This window comes from Dactylosporangium sp. NPDC049742 (assembly GCF_040674675.1).
In the GTDB taxonomy this organism is placed as follows: Bacteria; Actinomycetota; Actinomycetes; order Mycobacteriales; family Micromonosporaceae; genus Dactylosporangium; species Dactylosporangium maewongense.
In genome coordinates, this window is sequence record NZ_JBFANF010000010.1 from 235433 (window position 1) to 248716 (window position 13284).

15 protein-coding genes are annotated in these 13284 nt (G+C 73.0%); 12 read left to right on the plus strand and 3 right to left on the minus strand.

The window, feature by feature from the left end:
* Positions 1-459: 459 nt before the first annotated feature.
* Genes argC through AB0J72_RS16285 form a run of 8 tightly spaced genes read left to right on the plus strand, consistent with a single transcriptional unit; the run spans position 460 to position 8576 of the window.
* Positions 460-1470: an N-acetyl-gamma-glutamyl-phosphate reductase gene (gene argC, locus AB0J72_RS16250; protein WP_363399316.1), complete on the plus strand. Its 1011-nt coding sequence runs from the start codon at positions 460-462 to the stop codon at positions 1468-1470.
* Complete coding sequence (argJ, locus tag AB0J72_RS16255; protein ID WP_363399318.1) at positions 1467-2642, plus strand: bifunctional glutamate N-acetyltransferase/amino-acid acetyltransferase ArgJ; 1176 nt, start codon at positions 1467-1469, stop codon at positions 2640-2642. The genes argC and argJ overlap by 4 nt, the downstream gene beginning before the upstream one ends.
* A gap of 40 nt (positions 2643-2682) precedes the next feature.
* Positions 2683-3567: an acetylglutamate kinase gene (gene argB, locus AB0J72_RS16260; protein WP_363399319.1), complete on the plus strand. Its 885-nt coding sequence runs from the start codon at positions 2683-2685 to the stop codon at positions 3565-3567.
* Positions 3564-4730: an acetylornithine transaminase gene (locus tag AB0J72_RS16265; protein ID WP_363399321.1), complete on the plus strand. Its 1167-nt coding sequence runs from the start codon at positions 3564-3566 to the stop codon at positions 4728-4730. The genes argB and AB0J72_RS16265 overlap by 4 nt, the downstream gene beginning before the upstream one ends.
* Positions 4730-5638 (plus strand): ornithine carbamoyltransferase, encoded by a 909-nt coding sequence (gene argF, locus AB0J72_RS16270; RefSeq protein ID WP_363399323.1) that lies wholly within the window; start codon positions 4730-4732, stop codon positions 5636-5638. The genes AB0J72_RS16265 and argF overlap by 1 nt, the downstream gene beginning before the upstream one ends.
* Before the next feature lie 43 nt (positions 5639-5681).
* Positions 5682-6188: an arginine repressor gene (gene argR, locus AB0J72_RS16275; RefSeq protein ID WP_363399325.1), complete on the plus strand. Its 507-nt coding sequence runs from the start codon at positions 5682-5684 to the stop codon at positions 6186-6188.
* Between the two features lie 29 nt (positions 6189-6217).
* Positions 6218-7657 (plus strand): argininosuccinate lyase, encoded by a 1440-nt coding sequence (gene argH, locus AB0J72_RS16280; RefSeq protein ID WP_363399327.1) that lies wholly within the window; start codon positions 6218-6220, stop codon positions 7655-7657.
* 22 nt (positions 7658-7679) lie between these two features.
* On the plus strand, positions 7680-8576 hold the full coding sequence (locus AB0J72_RS16285; RefSeq protein ID WP_363399329.1) for an NADP-dependent oxidoreductase: 897 nt from the start codon (positions 7680-7682) through the stop codon (positions 8574-8576).
* 45 nt (positions 8577-8621) lie between these two features.
* Here the strand turns inward: AB0J72_RS16285 and AB0J72_RS16290 are convergent, their stop codons facing one another.
* Complete coding sequence (locus tag AB0J72_RS16290; RefSeq protein WP_363399331.1) at positions 8622-8993, minus strand: PH domain-containing protein; 372 nt, start codon at positions 8991-8993, stop codon at positions 8622-8624.
* A gap of 83 nt (positions 8994-9076) precedes the next feature.
* On the opposite strand from AB0J72_RS16290, the gene AB0J72_RS16295 reads away from it, so the two are divergent.
* Positions 9077-9262 (plus strand): DUF4236 domain-containing protein, encoded by a 186-nt coding sequence (locus AB0J72_RS16295; protein ID WP_203850031.1) that lies wholly within the window; start codon positions 9077-9079, stop codon positions 9260-9262.
* Positions 9263-9344: 82 nt separating this feature from the next.
* Here the strand turns inward: AB0J72_RS16295 and AB0J72_RS16300 are convergent, their stop codons facing one another.
* The gene (locus tag AB0J72_RS16300; RefSeq protein ID WP_363399375.1) at positions 9345-9827 is read right to left on the minus strand and encodes a hypothetical protein; all 483 of its coding nucleotides are present in this window, start codon (positions 9825-9827) and stop codon (positions 9345-9347) included.
* A gap of 103 nt (positions 9828-9930) precedes the next feature.
* Here AB0J72_RS16300 and AB0J72_RS16305 point away from each other — a divergent pair, with 103 nt between their 5' ends.
* Genes AB0J72_RS16305 through AB0J72_RS16315 form a run of 3 tightly spaced genes read left to right on the plus strand, consistent with a single transcriptional unit; the run spans position 9931 to position 11854 of the window.
* Entirely contained in the window at positions 9931-10290 is a 360-nt protein-coding gene (locus AB0J72_RS16305; protein ID WP_363399334.1) for a GntR family transcriptional regulator, read from the plus strand.
* The gene (locus tag AB0J72_RS16310) at positions 10287-11162 is read left to right on the plus strand and encodes an ABC transporter ATP-binding protein (RefSeq protein WP_363399336.1); all 876 of its coding nucleotides are present in this window, start codon (positions 10287-10289) and stop codon (positions 11160-11162) included. The genes AB0J72_RS16305 and AB0J72_RS16310 overlap by 4 nt, the downstream gene beginning before the upstream one ends.
* A complete protein-coding gene (locus AB0J72_RS16315) occupies positions 11159-11854 on the plus strand; it encodes a hypothetical protein (protein ID WP_363399338.1) in 696 nt (231 codons plus the stop codon). Before AB0J72_RS16310 ends, AB0J72_RS16315 begins: the two co-directional genes overlap by 4 nt.
* Before the next feature lie 24 nt (positions 11855-11878).
* Here AB0J72_RS16315 and AB0J72_RS16320 read toward each other — a convergent pair.
* Positions 11879-13284: tetratricopeptide repeat protein (locus AB0J72_RS16320; RefSeq protein ID WP_363399340.1), on the minus strand; the 1406-nt coding region annotated here is incomplete at its 5' end.

A 13284-nucleotide genomic window follows, 5' to 3' on the forward strand; every position in this document is an offset into this window, starting at 1 on the left:
CGAGCCGGTCCAGTCGAGCCGGTCCAGTCGAGCCGAGCCAGTTCAGCCGAGCCAGTCTGGTGCAGCGGGTCTGGTGCAGATTGCCGGCTTGCGGGTTCGTCGTTGAGGTGGCCAGTGTCGAATCGTCAGGTGCCCCACGCTTCAGCGTTGACGCGCGTCACCGGGAGCGTCGGTGAGACACCGAGGGTGCTTCCTGTGTTCGCGCGCGTGAAGGCGGGACGGGTTGTGGTGGTTGGCGGGCTGGGGGCGAAAGCGGTGGCGGGTCGGCGAGCGGTTACGGGACCCGTGATGGCCGCTGCGTTCCGGTCTCCAGCATCCTAACTCCATCCACCTAATTGACCTTGGGTGGTGCAGTTGGAGGGCTACGCAGTGTATCAGTTGAAGGGAACGCCGAGGCTGGAGTGACGGGGTCCGCAATCTGCTTGAAACCAACGCATGCATAGAGATACAGTTGGACGCATGGGAATACGAGTCGCTGTTGCGGGGGCTTCAGGGTACGCGGGTGGGGAGTTGCTGCGGCTGATCGCCGGGCATCCGCATCTCGACCTGGGGGTGGCAACCGGGTTTGCACAGGCAGGGTCGAAGGTAGGAGCGGTGCACCCGCACGTGCGGTCGCTGCGTGATGTCGTCTTGGCGCCGACCGAGGCCGGGGTGCTCGCCGAGTCCGGCGCCGACCTCGTGTTCCTGGCGCTGCCGCACGGGGAGTCCGCGGCGCTCGCGGCGCAGCTGCCGGCGTCGGTGAAGGTGGTCGACATCGGTGCGGACTTCCGGCTCGCGGCGGCCACCGACTGGACGAAGTACTACCCCGGCGAGCACGCCGGGACGTGGACGTACGGGCTGCCGGAGCTGCCCGGGCAGCGGGAGCGGATCGCGGCGTCCAGCCGGGTGGCCAACACCGGCTGCTACGCGGTGTCGGTGGTCCTCGCGCTGGCGCCGCTGATCGCCGCGGGTGTCGCCGACCCCGAGGACGTCGTGGTGGTCGCGGCGTCTGGGACGTCGGGGGCGGGCCGGTCCGCGAAGGTGCACCTGCTGGCGTCCGAGGTGATGGGGTCGCTGTCGCCGTACAAGGTGGGGGCGCACCAGCACGTGCCGGAGATCAAGCAGGCGACCGGGGCCACCTCGCTGTCGATGACGCCGGTTCTGGCGCCGATGCCGCGGGGCATCCTGGCGACGGTGACGGCGAAGGCGAAGACCACCGCCGACCCCGCCGACGTGCTCCGGCAGGCGTACGCGGGGGAGCAGTTCGTGCAGGTGCTGCCGGAAGGGCAGTGGCCGCACACGGCGTCGACGTTCGGGAGCAACGCCGCGCACCTGCAGGCGACCGTGGACGTCGACAGCGGCAGGATCATCGTGGTCTCCGCGATCGACAACCTCGTCAAGGGTGCCGCGGGCCAGGCAGTACAGAATGCGAATCTGATGCTCGGGCTGCCTGAGGGTGCCGGGCTCACCGCCGATGGGATCGCGCCATGAGTGTCACCGCACCGAAGGGTTTCCGGGCCGCCGGGGTCGCCGCCGGCATCAAGGCCACCGTTGGGGCGCTGGACGTGGCGCTCGTCGTCAACGACGGGCCGGACTGGACGGCGGCGGCCGTGTTCACCGGCAACAGGATCAAAGCGGCGCCGGTGCTGTGGAGCCAGCAGGTCCTGCGGGCCGGCATCGTGCGGGCCGTCATCCTCAACTCCGGCGGCGCCAACGCGTGCACCGGGCCGGCGGGCTTCCAGGACACGCACGCGACCGCCGAGCACACCGCGGCCGTGCTGTCGGGGCGGGCGTCGCGGTTCCCGGTCGGGGCCGGTGACGTCGCGGTCTGCTCGACCGGCCTGATCGGTGAGCGGCTGCCGTTGAAGAAGCTGCTGTCCGGCGTCGACGCGGCCGCCCGCGGGCTGGCCCGCGACGGCGGGGCGGAGGCCGCGAGGGCCATCATGACGACCGACACCGTGCCGAAGACGGCCGTCCGCAACGGGCAGGGGTTCACCGTCGGCGGGATGGCCAAGGGCGCCGGCATGCTCGCGCCGGGGCTCGCCACGATGCTGGTGGTGCTGACCACCGATGCCGTGGCCGACGCGGACGTGCTCGACGCGGCCCTCAGGGCCGCGACCCGGGTCTCGTTCGACCGGATCGACTCCGACGGCTGCATGTCGACCAACGACACGGTGCTGCTGATGGCCAGCGGCGCCGCCGGGATCCAGCCGACCCAGGAGGAGCTGGCCGAGGCGGTCACCGCCGTCTGCAAGGACCTCGCCGCGCAGCTGGTCGCCGACGCGGAGGGCGCGACGAAGGAGATCGCGATCGAGGTCACCGGCGCGGCGAGCGAGGACGACGCGGTCGAGGTCGGCCGGTCGATCGCCCGCAACAACCTGGTGAAGACCGCGTTCTTCGGCAACGACCCCAACTGGGGCCGGATCCTGGCCGCGATCGGCACCACGGGGGCCGCGTTCGAGGCCGACGAGGTCGACGTCGCCATCAACGGCGTGTGGATCTGCAAGGGCGGGGCGGCCGGCGAGGACCGCTCCAAGGTGGACCTCAGCGCCCGCGAGGTCACGGTCACCGTCGACCTGCACGCGGGTGCGGCGGCTGCCACGGTACTGACGAACGACCTGTCCATGGGCTACGTGCACGAGAACTCGGCGTACTCGTCATGACGGCGAAGGCGAACGTCGTGACGGCGAAGGCGAAAGCGGCATGAACGGGCGGAACCTCGGCATCGCGCTGGGCAAGGCGAACACCCTCATCGAGGCGCTGCCCTGGCTGGAGCGGTTCTCCGGCTCGACCGTCGTGGTCAAGTACGGCGGCAACGCCATGCTCGACAACGAGCTGAAGCGCGCGTTCGCCGCCGACATGGTGTTCCTGCGCCACGTCGGCATCAAGCCGGTCGTCGTGCACGGCGGCGGCCCGCAGATCTCGGCGATGCTCAAACGGCTCGGCATCACCAGCGAGTTCAAGGGCGGCCTGCGCGTCACCACCCCCGAGACCGCCGACGTGGTCCGGATGGTGCTCGTCGGGCAGGTCGGCCGGGAGCTCGTGGGTCTCATCAACGAGCACGGCCCGCACGCCGTCGGCATGTCCGGCGAGGACGCGGGCCTGTTCACCGCGGTGCGCCGGCCCGCGATCGTCGACGGCTCGCCGGTCGACATCGGCCAGGTCGGCGACGTCGAGCACGTCAACGTCGGCGCCGTCGCCGACCTCATCGCCGCCGGGCGGATCCCGGTCGTGTCGACGGTCGCGCCCGACGCCGACGGGGTGCTGCACAACCTCAACGCCGACACCGCCGCCGGGGCGCTCGCCATCGCGCTCAAGGCCCGCAAGCTCGTGGTGCTCACCGACGTGGAGGGCCTGTACGCCCGCTACCCGGACCCGGAGTCGCTGATCTCGCAGCTGACCACGGACGAGCTCACCGAGCTGCTGCCGACGCTCGAGTCGGGGATGGTGCCGAAGATGGAGGCGTGCCTGCGCGCCGTCAAGGGCGGCGTGCCCGCCGCGCACGTCGTCGACGGCAGGGTGCCCCACTCCCTGCTGCTGGAAGTCTTCACATCGGAAGGGTTCGGGACCATGGTGGTGTCAGGATGACGCTGGTGCAGCGCTTCGAGGCGTCGGTGATGAACACGTACGGGCCGCCGTCGCTGGGACTCGTCAGCGGCAGCGGATCCGTCGTCGTCGACGAGGCCGGACGGTCCTATGTGGATCTGCTCGGCGGGATCGCGGTCAACCTGCTCGGCCACGCCCACCCCGCGGTCGTCGCCGCCGTGGCGCAGCAGATCGCCACGCTCGGCCACGTGTCCAACCTGTTCGCGTCGCCGCCGGTCGTCGCCCTCGCCGAGCGGCTCCTGGACCTCGGCGGCCGGCCGGGCGCGGTGTTCTTCGGCAACTCCGGCGCCGAGGCCAACGAGGCCGCGTTCAAGCTGTCCCGCCGCACCGGCCGCACGAAGATCGTGGCCGCGCAGGCCGGGTTCCACGGCCGCACCATGGGCGCCCTCGCGCTCACCGGGCAGCCCGCGAAGCAGGAGCCGTTCCGCCCGCTCCCCGGCGAGGTCGTGCACGTCCCGTACGGTGACGTCGCCGCGCTCGAGGCGGCCGTCGACGGCGACACGGCGATGGTGCTGCTCGAGCCGATCCAGGGCGAGTCCGGGGTCGTGGTCCCGCCCGCCGGCTACCTCACCGCCGCGCGGGAGGTCACCGCCCGGCACGGCGCGCTGCTCGCCCTCGACGAGGTGCAGACCGGCATCGGCCGGACCGGGCACTGGTTCGCCCACCAGGCCGAGGGTGTGCGCCCCGACGTCGTCACCCTCGCCAAGGGTCTCGGCGGCGGGCTGCCGCTCGGCGCGATGATTGCGTTCGACGGCGCCGCCACCCTGCTCGGCCCCGGCCAGCACGCGTCCACGTTCGGCGGCAACCCGGTCTGCTGCGCCGCCGCCCTCGCGGTGCTCGACACCATCGAGTCCGAGCACCTCCTCGAGCACGTCAAGCAGCTCAGCGAGCGCATCCGCCGCGGCGTCGAGGCCCTCGACAGCCCGCTCGTCCGGGAGGTCCGCGGGGCGGGGCTGCTGCTCGGCATCGTCCTCAACGGGCCGGCCGCGGGCGCGCTCGCCGCCGTCCTGCGCGACGCCGGGTTCCTCGCCCAGGCGGCGCAGCCGGACGTGCTGCGCATCGCGCCGCCGCTCATCCTGACCGACGAGCAGGCCGACGCGTTCCTCGCCGCGCTCGGCCCGGCCCTGGACGCGGTGCGGGCCTGATGCCTCGTCATCTGCTCAGGGACGACGACCTGACCGCGGCCGAGCAGGGGGAGATCCTCGACCTGGCCGCGGCGATGAAGGCGGACCGGCACGGGTTCAAGCCCTTCGCCGGTCCGCGGTCCGTCGCCGTCATCTTCGAGAAGCAGTCGCTGCGGACGCGGGTCTCGTTCGAGGTCGGCATCGCCGAGCTCGGCGGCACCCCGCTCATCATCGACGCGGTCAGCACCCACTTCGGCCGGGGCGAGGAGATCGGCGACGCGGCGAAGGTCCTGTCGCGGTACGTGTCGGCGATCGTCATCCGGTCCAATGTGGACGCCCGCGTGGCAGAGCTGGCCGAGCACGCGACGGTGCCGGTCGTCAACGCGCTCACCGACGGTTTCCACCCGTGTCAGCTGCTCGCGGATCTTCTGACGGTACGGGAGCGCCTCGGCTCGACGGAGGGCCGGACCCTCACGTACCTCGGCGACACCGCGAACAACATGGCCAACTCCTACGCGCTCGCCGGGGTCACCGCCGGCATGCGGGTGCGCCTGAGCGGCCCGGCGGGCTTCGAGCCCGACGCGTCCATTGTGGACGCCGCGCGCCGGCGGGGCAGCGTCGAATGGGTGCCGGACCCGGCGGAGGCAGTGAAGGACGCGGACGTCGTCGTCACGGACACATGGACATCGATGGGTCAGGAGGGCGACGGGCTCGACCGGATCACGCCCTTCCGCCCCTACCAGGTGAACGCGGAGCTCCTCGCGAACGCCCACGCCGAGGCTATCGTGCTGCACTGCCTGCCCGCGCACCGTGGCGACGAAATCACCTCCGAGGTGATGGACGGCCCGCAGAGCGCGATCTGGGACGAGGCCGAGAACCGGCTGCACGCCCAGAAGGCGTTGCTGGCCTGGCTGCTGGACAAGTCGTGAGCGGCGCGGAGGGCGGCCGCCGCGGCGCGGCCGGGGCGGCGTCATGAGCGTTCCCGTCTCGAAGGCCGCGCGGCACGACCGGATCGCCGCGCTGATCCGCGGGTCGGCCGTGCGGTCGCAGACGGAGCTGGCGGAGCTGCTGGCCGGGGACGGGATCCAGGTGACGCAGGCGACGCTGTCGCGGGACCTCGAGGAGCTGCGGGCCGTCAAGGTCCGCGGCGAGTACCTCATCCCCGAGGACGGCGAGCGGGCGCTGCGGCCGGCGGAGGAGGCCCCGACCCGGCTGATCCGGCTGCTGCGCGAGCTGCTCACCGGCGCCGACAGCTCCGGCAACCTCGTCGTCCTGCGGACCCCGCCGGGCGCCGCGCAGTTCCTCGCCAGCGCCATCGACCGCACCGGGCTGCCCGACATCGTCGGCACCATCGCCGGCGACGACACCATCATGGTCGTCGCCCGGCAGGGGCCCGACCCGCTCGGGCAGCCGACCGCCGGCGAGCTGCTCGCGGCGAAACTCACCGAATGGGCCCATCTCGACGGCCCGTCGAAATAACGCGATCTTGCACATGGAAGGATCGTCGCGTGGCAACTTCGTCTTCTGAGTCCCCGACCCGTCTCTGGGGCGGCCGGTTCGCGGGCGGGCCCGCCGAGGCCCTCGCCCGGCTGTCGGTGAGCGTGCAGTTCGACTGGCGGCTGGCGCCCTACGACCTGGCCGGGTCGCGGGCGCACGCGCGGGTCCTCGCCCGGGCCGGGCTGCTCGACGCCGACGAGCTCGGCAGGATGCTCGCCGCGCTCGACGACCTGGAGTCGGCGTGCGCCGCCGGCGAGTTCCGGCCCACGGTCGACGACGAGGACGTGCACACCGCCCTCGAGCGGGGGCTCCTGGAGCGCCTCGGCGCGCTCGGCGGGAAGCTGCGCGCCGGCCGGTCCCGCAACGACCAGGTCGCCACCGACCTGCGGCTGTACCTGCGGGACCACGCCCGCGGCGTCGCCGCCCGGATCGTGGAGCTCGCCGACGCGCTCGTCGAGCAGGCCGCCCGGCACGTCGACACGCCCGCGCCCGGGTTCACGCACCTGCAGCCGGCGCAGCCGATCGCGTTCGGCCACCAGCTGCTCGCGCACGTGCAGTCGCTGCTGCGCGACCTCGACCGGCTCCGCGACTGGGACGTGCGCGCCTCGGTCAGCCCGCTCGGCGCCGGCGCCCTCGCCGGGTCGTCGCTGCCGCTGGACCCGACGCAGGTGGCGAAGGAGCTCGGGTTCTCCAGCGCCGCGGCCAACTCGATCGACGCCGTCTCCGACCGGGACTTCGTCGCGGAGTTCCTGTTCGTCGCGGCCCTCACCGGCGTGCACCTGTCGCGCCTCGGTGAGGAGGTCGTGCTGTGGACGACCCCCGCGTTCGGCTGGGTGCAGCTCGACGACGCGTTCGCGACCGGGTCGTCGATCATGCCGCAGAAGAAGAACCCCGACATCGCCGAGCTCGCCCGCGGCAAGTCCGGCCGGCTCATCGGCGGCCTCACCGGCGTCCTGGCGATGCTCAAGGGCCTGCCGCTGGCGTACGACCGGGACCTGCAGGAGGACAAGGAGCCGGTGTTCGACGCGGTCGACACCCTGGAGCTGGTCCTGCCGGCGATGGCCGGGATGGTCTCCACGATGACGGTCCGGGTCGACCGGCTCGCCGAGCAGGCGCCGGTCGGCTACACCCTGGCCACCGAGGTCGCCGAGTGGCTCGTCCGGCAGGGCGTGGCGTTCCGCGACGCGCACGAGATCACGGGCAAGCTCGTCGTGATCGCCGCGGCCCGCGACATCGGCCTCGACGAGGTCTCCGACGAGGACCTGCAGGTCGTCAGCCCGCACCTGACGCCCGCGGTCCGCGAGGTGTTCTCCGTCCCCGGCGCCCTGGCGGCGCGCACCACGCCCGGGTCGACGGGGCCCGGGCCGGTCGCCGACCAGCTCGCCGTCGCCGGTGGCAAGCTCGACCGTTGGCGGTCCTGGGCGGCGGAGACGGTGCTACCGTCCGAATGATGCGGGTGACACAGTGCGACGGGTGACGCAGAACGTGCTCGGCGACGCGTCGGTGCTGCGCGTCACCGAGGCCGACGTCCCGCACCCCGGCCCGACCGAGATCCTGGTCGAGATGCACGCCGCCGGCGTCAACCCGGTCGACTGGAAGGTCCGCTCCGGCGGCGGCTTCCTCGGCACCCCGCCGTTCACCGTCGGCTGGGAGCTGTCCGGGGTCGTCGCCGCGACCGGCACCGGCGTCACCAGGTTCGCCGTCGGCGACGAGGTGTTCGGCATGCCCCGCTTCCCCGGGGAGGCGGCCGCCTACGCCGAGTACGTCACCGGGCCCGCCCGGCAGTTCGCGCTGAAACCGCTCAACCTCAGCCACGAGCAGGCCGGCGGGCTCGCGCTCGCCGGCCTCACCGCCTGGCAGGTCCTCGTCGAGACGGCCGGCGTCCTGGACGGGCAGCGGGTGCTGGTCCCGGCCGCGGCCGGCGGCGTCGGCCACCTCGCCGTGCAGATCGCGAAGGCCCGCGGCGCGTACGTGATCGGCACCGCGTCGGCGCCCAAGCACGACTTCGTGCGGTCCCTCGGCGCCGACGAGGTCCTGGACCACCAGCCCGGCGACCTGGCCGGCGTGAAGGACATCGACGTGGCCGTCGCCACGATCGCGGGGCAGATCCCGGAGCTGGTGGCGACCCTCGGGCCGGAAGGGGCGCTCGTCGCCCTCAACGGCGCCGACGAGGCCGCCGCGATCGAGGCGGGCGGCGTGTTCCTGCTCGCCGAGCCCGACCGGGCCGGCCTCGAGCACCTCACGGCGCTCGTGCTCGACGGCCGGCTCACCGTCCACGTCGACCGGGTCTTCCCGCTCGACCAGGTCGTCCGCGCGCACGAGTACGGCGAGCTCGGCCACACGACCGGCAAGGTCGTGCTGACGCCGTAAGCCAGCCGTGGGTCGGCCGTAAGCCAGCCGTGGGTCGGCCGTGGGTCAGTGGGTCACGGCGTAGTGCAGGATCACGTTGTGGATGTGCTGGGTCTTCTCGACCCCGCGGACCTCGATCTCGTACGTGTGGGCGCCGACGTGGACGGCGATGTTGCCGCTGCTGAAGAAGTTGCCCGCCCACGACTTGTTGCTCACGATCGAGACGGCGGTCACCTTCTGGTAGGGGATCGACGTGAGCGCGAGCCGCTTGCCGACGAACGAGCGGTCCTGCAGGATCACGCGGCGGTCGGTCAGGCCGATGAACCCGGTGCCGACGCCGACGGCGTCGTAGACGGCGATGATGGTCTCGCCGGGCAGCAGACCGGACTGGATCTGCTCGAACTGTTCACGGCGGTCGTACTTCACCTGTTGGGCCATGTGTCCAACGTAGACCGACCCCTCAACCCGGCCGGTGGCGCGCATGGGTCATCCTGGACGGCACATCACGTCGAGGAGGAGCCGTGCCGATCCTGTTCCGCAAGGCGATGCGTTTCGGCCCGCTGGTGCTGAACTTCACCCCGAAGGGCCTGTCCTCGTGGGGGTTGAAGATCGGCAAGTGGTCGTGGAACTCGAAGACCAGGGCCCACCGCTACGACCTGCCCGGCCCGTTCTCGTGGCGCAGCCGCGGCCGCCGCGGCGGCAGCTGAAACAAAGCCGCAGCTGAGCGGCAGCAGCCGAAGGCCGTTGCTGAGCAGCCGCAGCTGAAGAAGCCCGCGGAGGCCGCGCCGCCTACAGGCCGCCGCGGGCGGACGACCCGTTGCTGAACACGCGCACCGGGACGTTCACCGTGCCCGGGTCGACGCTCCACTGCGCCGCGACCCGGTGCACGTCGCCGTCGTCGACGAGCTGACCGAAGGACCGCTCCAGGTCCGACGCCTCGCCGATCTCGTCGATCTCGCCGTCGGTGGCGGCGAACGACCGGAGCAGATCCCCCGACCGGGCGCGCTGCCATCGGTACACCTGCAGCCCTCGATGTGACGAGAAGAACTGCACCTCGGTCTCCAGGGCCGCGCTGAGCCCCGTCACGTCCGGCCGGTCCTTCATGAGCGCCATGCCCAGGACCAGGACCCACCCGTCGACCGGGGGCGTCACGATCAGGCGGTCGTCGGTGAAGTACGCCAGGTCGACGCCGGCCCGCCAGCCGGTCTCGCCGAGCTCGGTGAGCCCGAGCGCCGCCGCCGGGTCCCGGTCGCGCACGGCCAGCCACGCCATCTTCTGCACGCTTCGACGCTACCCCGCGACGCGCGGGGCTTGACGCGGCGGCGGCGAGGTTGCATGGTTAGTTACATGAGTAATGAACCGACGAACCGCGCCGATGGATGAGGGTCGGCCGATCTTCCTGCAGATCGCAGAGCAGATCGAGACGTCGATCGTCGACGGTTCGCTGCCCGAGGAGGCGCAGGTCCCGTCGACGAACGAGCTCGCGGCGTTTCACCGGATCAACCCCGCCACCGCCGCCAAGGGCGTCAACCAGCTCGTGGACGACGGCGTGCTCTACAAGAAGCGAGGCATCGGCATGTTCGTCTCCCCGGGCGCGCGGGCCAGGCTCCGGCAGCGCCGCAAGGAGCAGTTCAGCGAGTTGTACCTGCAGCCGCTGCTGGCCGAGGCGGCGAAGCTCGGCATCCACGCCGACGAGCTCAAGTCGATGATCGACCGCCACGAGGAGCAGCGATGACCACCACCCCCGTCGTGTCGGTGCAGGGCGTCTCGAAGCGGTTCGGCTCCGTCGCCGCGCTCGACGACGTCAGCTTCGACCTGCGCCGCAACGGCATCTACGGCCTGCTCGGCCGCAACGGCGCCGGCAAGACCACCCTCATGCAGCTGCTCACCGGCCAGCAGTTCGCCACCGCCGGCACGATCCGCGTCCTCGGCGCCGACCCCGTCGAGAACAGCCAGGTGCTGCGGCAGGTCAGCTTCGTCAAGGAGAGCCAGCGCTACCCGGACACGTTCAAGGTGCGGCACGTCCTGCTCGCCGGCCGGCTGCTGTTCCCCGAGTGGGACGAGGCGTTCGCCCAGTCGCTCGTCGCCGACTTCCAGCTGCCCGCCGGCCGGCTGGTGAAGAAGCTGTCCCGCGGCATGCTGTCCGCGCTCGGCGTCACCGTCGGGCTCGCGTCCCGGGCGCCGCTGACGTTCTTCGACGAGCCGTACCTGGGCCTGGACGCCGTGTCGCGCCAGCTGTTCTACGACCGGCTGCTCGCCGACTACGCCGAGCACCCGCGGACCGTCGTGCTCTCCACCCACCTCATCGACGAGGTCGGCGACCTCATCGAGCACGTGCTGCTCATCGAGCGCGGCCGGATCGTCCTGGACGAGGCCGCCGACGCGCTGCGCGGGCAGGTCGTCACCGTCACCGGTCCGGCGCCGGCCGTCGACCGGCTCACCGTGAACACCGACGAGCTGCACCGCGAGCAGCTCGGGCCGCTCACCCGCGCCACCGTCCGGGGCGCCGTCCCGGCCGGCGCGGCCCGGGAGGCCGGCGTCCAGCTGGAACCCGTCTCGCTGCAGCAGCTCGTCGTCCGCATCACCGCACGGAAGGCCGCCTCATGAACCGCGTCTTCGCCATCGTCCGCATGCAGGCCGCGGGCCGCCGCGACGGCCTCGTCTGGCCCCTGGTCATCCTCGGCATCGCGTTCGCCGTCAACCTGGTGCTGTTCGGCTCGATGGGCGACGAGATGGGCGACCGTCCCGTGACCGGCGGCCTGGCCAGCGTCTACATCACCGCGCTCGTGTTCGGGGCGGTCGCGATGGCGCAGCAGTTCCCGTTCGCGCTCGGGATGAGCGTGACCCGGCGCGAGTTCGGCGCCGCGATCGGCCTGTTCACCCTCGCGCAGACCGTCATCTACGCCGTGCTCCTCGTCGTCCTCCAGGCGGTCGAGGCCGCCACCGGCGGGTGGGGCCTGCGGATGCGGTTCTTCGGCATCGGCCTCATCGACACCTACGGCGTGCCGGCCCAGCTGCTCATGTACGGCGTGCCGCTGCTGCTGATGAGCCTCATCGGGATCGCGTTCGGCGCCGTGTACGTGCGCTGGCGCACCAACGGCGTCTTCGGCGCGATCACCGGCGTCATGGTCGTCCTCGGGCTCGCCGCCGCCCTCATCACCAGGACGGGCAGTTGGCCGGCGGTCGGCGACTGGCTCCTGGACCAGAGCGCGCTGTCCCTGTTCGCCGGCTGGCCCTCGCTCGCCGTCGTGCTGCTGACCGCGCTGTCCTGGACCGCCCTGCGCAAGGCGACCGCCTGACCCGTGCGCCGGCGTCACGCCCCGTCATGCCCCCGCCGCGGGATCCAGCGTGCTGAGGATCGACAGGCCGCGGCGGCGGTGCTCGGCGGCGGTCACCGGGTCGGCGGCGTCGTCGTGGGCGTCGGCGAGGTGGGCCAGGACCGCGGCCTCGCCGGAGCGGTCGCCGAGCTCCAGGTACGCCCGCAGCGCGTGCCCGTAGCAGGCGATCGCCTGGCGGGGGTCGCCGAGCCGGTGGTGGGCGTGGCCGACCGCGTCCCAGGCGCCCGCCTCGCCGTGCCGGTCGTCGAGCTCGATCGTCTCGGTGAGCGCCTCCCGGCAGCGCTGCAGGGCCTGCCGGTGCTCGCCGAGGTGGCCGTGGATCCAGCCGGTGGCGTTGAGGGCGCGGGCCCGCCAGATCCGGTCGCCGAGCCGGTCGAAGCGGCGCAGCGCCTCCTCGGTCAGCGACAGCGCCCGCGGGAACCGGTGCAGGCGCAGCGCCAGCCCGCCCAGGTGGTAGCCGGCCCGGGCCAGCCCCGCCGCGTCACCGGCCTGCTCGTGCACCCACATCGCGGCGCCCAGGTGGTGCTCGGCGTCCTCGTAGCGGCCGATCCGGGCGTACGTGCGACCCAGCGCGCACGCGGTGTCGCCGAGGCCCGCGTGGTCCAGCGCCGGCGACTGAGCCCGTGACCGGCCCCGCAGCTGGGCCCGCAGCGCGGTCTCGTGGACGGCGACGAGGTCGTGCCACCGCCCGCGCCAGTCGAGGAACGTCGTGACCGCGGCCGCGAGCCGCCACGCGTGCCCGTCGAAGCCGGCGTCGGCGGCGAGGCGCACGGCCGCGAGCAGCGGGTCGCGTTCCGCGTCGAACCAGGCCAGGGCCTCGCCGCGGGTCCCGGGCCGGGGCACCGCGGTGCCGGGCTGCGGGTCGCCGAGCCGCTGCGGGCCGTGGGCCGGGTCGAGCAGGCGGGCCGCCGCGTCGGCGGTGTGCAGGTAATGGTCCAGCAGCCGGTGTACGGCCGGCCGGTGGCCCGGCGCCGCGTCGTGGACGGCGGCCTGCTCGGCGGCGTACGCCCGCAGCAGGTCGTGCAGGCAATACCGGCCGGGCGTGTCCTCGAAGACGAGGTTGGCGCGCACCAGCTCCGCCAGGGGCGCGCGGGCCGCGGCCGCCGGGACGCCGGCGAGGCTGGCGACCGCGGCGGCGCCGAGGTCCGTGCCGGGGGCGAGGCTCATCCGGCGCAGCAGCTCCGCGGCCGCCGGTCGCAGCGCCCGGTAGGACCAGGAGAACACCGCCCGCGGGTCGGACACCGGGTCGTCCCCGGCGATCGCGTCCAGCGTGCCGGACAGCGTGCCGGCGGCGCGCAGCGACGCCGCCGCGTGGTTGCCGGCGCGGTGGTCGCCGTCCAGGCTCCACTGGACCCGGGCCGCGAAGTCGTTCTGCGCGGCAGCGGCCCAGC